Source organism: uncultured Roseibium sp. (assembly GCF_947499295.1).
Lineage (GTDB): Bacteria > Pseudomonadota > Alphaproteobacteria > Rhizobiales > Stappiaceae > Roseibium.
In genome coordinates this window covers 1-5,341 of record NZ_CANMNP010000059.1, presented here as the reverse complement: position 1 = coordinate 5,341, position 5,341 = coordinate 1, and the positions used below count along the sequence as shown (strand labels likewise).

General features: G+C 49.6%; 4 protein-coding genes. All 4 read right to left on the bottom strand.

Annotation, left to right across the window (positions count from 1 at the left end; genetic code table 11):
- Nucleotides 1-524: 524 nt before the first annotated feature.
- The 4 genes from repC to Q0835_RS29250 all read right to left on the bottom strand — a co-directional run bounded on the left by repC (nucleotide 525) and on the right by Q0835_RS29250 (nucleotide 5,214).
- Complete coding sequence (gene repC / locus Q0835_RS29265) at nucleotides 525-2,030, bottom strand: plasmid replication protein RepC (protein WP_298966901.1); 1,506 nt, start codon at nucleotides 2,028-2,030, stop codon at nucleotides 525-527.
- Nucleotides 2,031-2,394: 364 nt separating this feature from the next.
- Nucleotides 2,395-3,384, bottom strand: coding sequence for a plasmid partitioning protein RepB (repB, locus tag Q0835_RS29260; protein ID WP_298966899.1), 990 nt, complete (start codon nucleotides 3,382-3,384; stop codon nucleotides 2,395-2,397).
- Complete coding sequence (gene repA, locus Q0835_RS29255; RefSeq protein ID WP_298966897.1) at nucleotides 3,381-4,580, bottom strand: plasmid partitioning protein RepA; 1,200 nt, start codon at nucleotides 4,578-4,580, stop codon at nucleotides 3,381-3,383. The genes repB and repA overlap by 4 nt, the downstream gene beginning before the upstream one ends.
- A 397-nt stretch (nucleotides 4,581-4,977) precedes the next feature.
- Entirely contained in the window at nucleotides 4,978-5,214 is a 237-nt protein-coding gene (locus tag Q0835_RS29250) for a hypothetical protein (protein ID WP_298966895.1), read from the bottom strand.
- Between the last annotated feature and the right edge of the window lie 127 nt (nucleotides 5,215-5,341).

The following is a 5,341-nucleotide window of genomic DNA, read 5'->3' as shown; positions in this document are numbered from 1 at the left end:
CTCCTTCAAACGCCGAAAGAGAATCAGAAAGCAACTGATTTGGGAACCTTGAATCGCATCAAAAGCGACACGCTTTAACGATTGTCTTGCTGTCGAAACCGAGCGAACGGGACAAAATCCACTGCATTAAGCAACCCACCATGTAGATGGGCCAGCATAGTCCTAAATCTTCGTGAAGTTTCCTCGGCAACACAAGGTCCGAGTTTCGGGATATCCCGCTGCAGATAGGTCCGTATGAAGTCTCTGCGCCGGGTGAGATTTTCACTGGACTGGCGCAACAGTTCGATCGCAACACGATGAACTGGCCTACGCGGTGCCCTTCCCTGCGTCCCTGATAGATCAATCCACGAAGCATCGCAAAAATTCTAGCACCTGGTGGATTTTATCCAAAACGGCCAATCATCCTTGTATCTTGCGGTTTTTTCCCCATTTCCGCAAGGATGCTTTACGGCTCTGAAGAGTGTACCCCGATACAGATGTTGAATTCAAACACTGAGTTTCAGCGTTTTATAAAAGGTTGCCCATCAATTCATCCGCCATTTTTTGCAAAAGGAGGTGAATACGCGCTCGATATGCGGCGACGTGAGATCAAGGTTTGTCTTCCGGGTCCAATTTCGGAACCTGCCGGCGACAATATCAACGTCCGGTGTGGGCTTGGGCGTATGTTGTCTCACAACATCGGCCCAGGAACCGTAGGCTATCGATCCGGATTCAGGAAAAACCTTTGCTTCACGCGGGGTATCCCGAGCACCATCAACACTCGGCAGTGCATCAGCACGCATTTTCAGCATGCTGTAGAGCGAACGGCTGATATGTAGATCACCGGTGCAGCCTTTGCGGACTAAAGCTCGCATGTACGCACCGGGCTTCTCGACCAGGCCCTGATCCGTCTTTTGTATCGTTACAGCGAGTGCCGCTATTGCGATATCTCGGCCGAGATACTCCAATGCCTCCTGCCAGACTTGCGGATTGATACCGGAAGACACACACAGATTATGACCGCTATCACGTAGTGTGTGCCAATTGTTAAAGATGTGCGGATCGCAGCTTGTCAATGCCGGACAGGTGTCCCGTACCAGTTGGAGCGATAGCCCCTCCAGATCATCCCCTGGCTGCCTGGAGGGGCTATTTTGATATTGCACGGCCTCTGCCTCGCGCTTAGGCTTTTTTTCAAAAGCCACTCTGCCGGAGGCAATTTGAGAATTGATGTTGTCGCGCGATAGCGCGTCGCCGTTCTTAATACTAGATTCAAGAATGGAAGAATCTTTTGTAGTTTGTAATGGCTTAAATTTCGATACTGCGGTATTAAAATTTAGATCCTGATTTATCTCATCGTAGATATCTTCCATCTCATGCTGAAGTGCTTCCAAATCAACAACTTGGTCTTGAAGTTCGCTGATGCCATACGCACGCCGTTCACGGATGGCCTCCAGACGGGCTTGGGCATGATCCCAAGGACCGTCGAGATGCCTGTCCTTGGCACTGAGAATAAGGGACTGTATCTCTTTGCGAAGAACTGTACGCCTGTAAGCCAAGCGTTTGCACTCACGTGCTTCATATTCTGCGGCAGCCACCATCTCACTCAGCTCTGTGAACCGCACCGTGATCGGTGACAAATCAATGCCGGTGGCCTCAACGATATTGCCGTCCCTGTCCCTGCGTCCGCGGCGCTGATAAGTTGGGCCATCACGATATGCAACCAGCCCAGCCTTGATCAGCCCGTTCAGATGATGTTTCATCGTGGAAATGCCTATACCCATTCGCTGCGCCAAGCGCGAGTTGGACGGCCACACGATCGGCGGCGTTGCATTCGCTTCCCAATCGCTTTTCTTTGAGCACGCAAAGAGCTGGTCAATAAGCGCTATCTTCGAAGACTTAAGTCCCATGGCGGCTGCCGCAAGCTTTGCGATCTTCAGAGCTTCGTTCCGGCTGATGAGTTTGGTTTGGGGAAGCGTGTATTGCTCTGCATATCTCTGCGCTTGCAGAGATTCTGGAGATGTTCGGCGGAGGCCGGCACCCAATTTAGCCATGAGCGCCTCCACGGTATCCGCTGGATGCAATGAACTCAATCTTTGAGATCAAGAGCAAAATTTGGTCGATACCTAGGTCAGAACATCGAAAGGCATTCCTACAAACGCCTCGCTTGTAGAGACTAAAGAAAGTGCGAGAAAGCATATCTTCACCTTCTGATTGAGAATACTCGAACCAGTTTTTAATAGAATGGAAAGATAAGCAAAATGGTCGTAACAAAACGTGCTCTGCTCAAAGACAAAGCTTGCCTTACGCCACAAGTGATTATAAAATCAAAGTTGCTACACAGAGATAATAAGCACTTGTGCTTATCTCAGTTTGAACCCGCCCTTTTGGCGGGTTCTTTCGTTTATGAACTAAACATTACCCTTCCCCTTTTTGATCAAGTTCAAATTGGAGATAAAGATCTCCAATCTGTGCTACCAACCAATCTGCAAATTCAGTTTCCTTTGCGGGTATCTTGAGATTTTTGCCTGCCCGAGTAGTCTCAACAGAGCAAATTTTTAAACCTTTGACGGAATAGTCCTTCAAGACACTTGATGGTTTCCCTCCTTTCCCGGTTCGGCTGGAAGAAGCAACACTGATGACGGCGTCAAGACGATCACTGGCGGACAAAGAGCTAAATTCGCCGGTATCGAGGAACTCAGTGATACGTTTTTTTGAAGCAGTTGATTTTTCATACAAATCGAGAAGCTTCATCCATTTTGGTCTCCCAGCATCTTTTGCACGACCTATTTTGAACACGACGTCTGAAGGCAAGCTATCAGTGATCTTGAAATAGCGAGACACATCTGCCTCCGACGCGCCGAGCACCGGGGCCATGTCGCGTTGCTTTATACCTGCCTGTTTTAATTGAACTGCCCAATGTGCTTTTTCGATCCAAGACAGGTTTTCGCGCACCCCGTTCTCCAAGGATTGTTCGCGGATTAGTTCATCATCGCTGAGATCACGCACATGCGCTCGAATAAACACTTTTTCTGGCGTTGGAGACCCCTCTACCAATTGCAGAATTGCCTTCCATCGCCGATGGCCATACGCCAACTGAAACTCACCGGGAACATCGGGATGAGGTCTCGCCAAGACCGGAATTTTCTGCCCTTCGAGCTCAATGGTGTTGCGAAGTTCTGCAAGTGATTGAACAGCCTCTTGATCCTCAACCATTCGATCTCGATACGGGGACGGATGCAGCTTCTTTGGGTCAAGCTGAATAACTGTGTCAGCTGCCAGTTCACTGAGTGCTTTGGTAGCACTGCTTACCACGGGAGAACTCTTCAAAGGTCGCCGTGGAATTGGAGTGTCAACCAAACCAGATCGAGAAGCTTTTTGAAGTTTTGTTAGGATGGATTTCTTCATTGGATGCGTCCCCACCGTCGATGTATGAGTGACAGGATTTCGCTATTCACTTTATCAACGCTTTCCAATGCCCGCTTTAAAGGCTCTCTGCCTACTTCTCCTGGCTCCAACTCATATAATGATTTCTTTGCAACACCAGCGGCGGCAATCGCCGTGGATTCTAGGGCATCAGCCACCATTACGTCTTCCGCGAAAATTTTTCTTACAACCGCTGCCATAAACTTTTGAGGGCCGTCGTTCGGATTCACTCTGGTCATTAAAACACGAAAAAATTCATGATTGAATTGGGCTCCGTAGGCCGCAAGGGTTTCTGATAGCTCCGATAGCATGATCAAAAACTGGTTGCAGGACGCGACATCTAACATAGCGGGATGGACGGTTACAACCATACCCGTTGCTGCATAGAGCGCTGCTAATGTTGAGTATCCCAGCGATGGGGGGGTATCGATAACGACGATGTCGTAATTGTCTTCCACCGTTGCAATCGCTCTGCGCAAGCGCTCAAAAAACAATCCAAGATCGTCGCGGGCACCAGACGTCAACGCGGCAGGAGTTTCAAACTCAAAATCCATGAGTTCCAAATTACCGGGAACCAAATGAAGATTGGGAAAGTAAGTTTCACGAATTATCTCAGACAAGGCTCGGCGGGTCGTATCGTAATTCAATGCGGCATATGTCGATTCACCCTCAGCCACGTCAAATTCAGGCTGTAAGCCAAATGTTGAAGTGAAGGACGCTTGCGGGTCGAGATCAATGCATAGAACACGATATCCATGTATCGCCAAATAGTGGGCCAAGTGAACACTTGTCGTGGTTTTTGAGCTCCCACCTTTAAAATTGGCCGCGGCAATAATCTGAATCGCCTCACCATCTCTCCGGCGAGGAACCAACTTGAGAGCATCATCTGGCCTCAGCTCCGCTAAGTACTCTCTAAGCTGATTGATCTGATCGAGGGTGTACATTCGCGTACCGTTTCTCGCTCGCTCCGGTTCAGGCCCCTTCCCTTCTATGGAAAGTGTCCTGAGCGTGCTTTGTGGCACACCCAGGACACTTTCCACGTCAGCAGTTGTATAGCTTCTGGTAAACGTTTTTTGGGCCTCTGGTGGATACAGTTTGGCTCGCAGGTCGTGTAGTTCACGAGAGAGCTGCGTGGTATATGTGGAAATTTTTTCCGAAGTTGCAGCAAAGGAACCCATTAAATTCTAACCCGCCTTTAGCCTGACGACAAAACATCTAAATTGATTGATTTTGCGTCAACATTTCACAACGGATCGATTCTTGCAAGAAAAATTAGGTAAACAGTTTCTTAATTTAAGGGCGTGTGACTTGCCCACTGGAGACAAACTACACGCCTCAGATTTGGATGACTGATAGCGCGGACGCCCGCTCAGATTGACCCCATCTGATAGATCAGAATCTTGCCAGTTGGCAAGTTTTCGAATAAACAATTGGAACTAAGAAGTTTTCTCGTTTCGTAAGAGAATCGAAGTTGCTGAAACACCGGCGTGCACTTTCATCAGACCATCCCCATTTGCAAAAGCACCTTTTTGCAGCGGTCGTGTTTCGGGTGAACTCGCCCCTTTCCCCAAGTAACTATGCGACACGTTTGAAGACCGCACGCCCGAGACGTGTCATGCGGTTGAGGGACTTTGTAGCGATCTGGGCTTCAACGAGGGCTCTGCCGTTGTAGCCCGTCGCTGACTGCCACGCCATTCGGCCATGTTCGGCGATATGCTTTATGTGAGCGTCGCGTTGCCCGGCCAGGCCGAGGACGGCGGTTATCGGCGGCGGAATGGTGATCTCGACATCCGGCCCGAAGGTCTCGGTCAAACAGTTCGAAACTCCGGTGCCGTCATAAGCTCCGTCTGCAAGGACACGGGCCCCACCGGGTTGTCGATCCCCGCGATGAGCTCGGGCAACGCGGTTTCGTCGCCGACCTGGTCTGTGGTCAGCATAG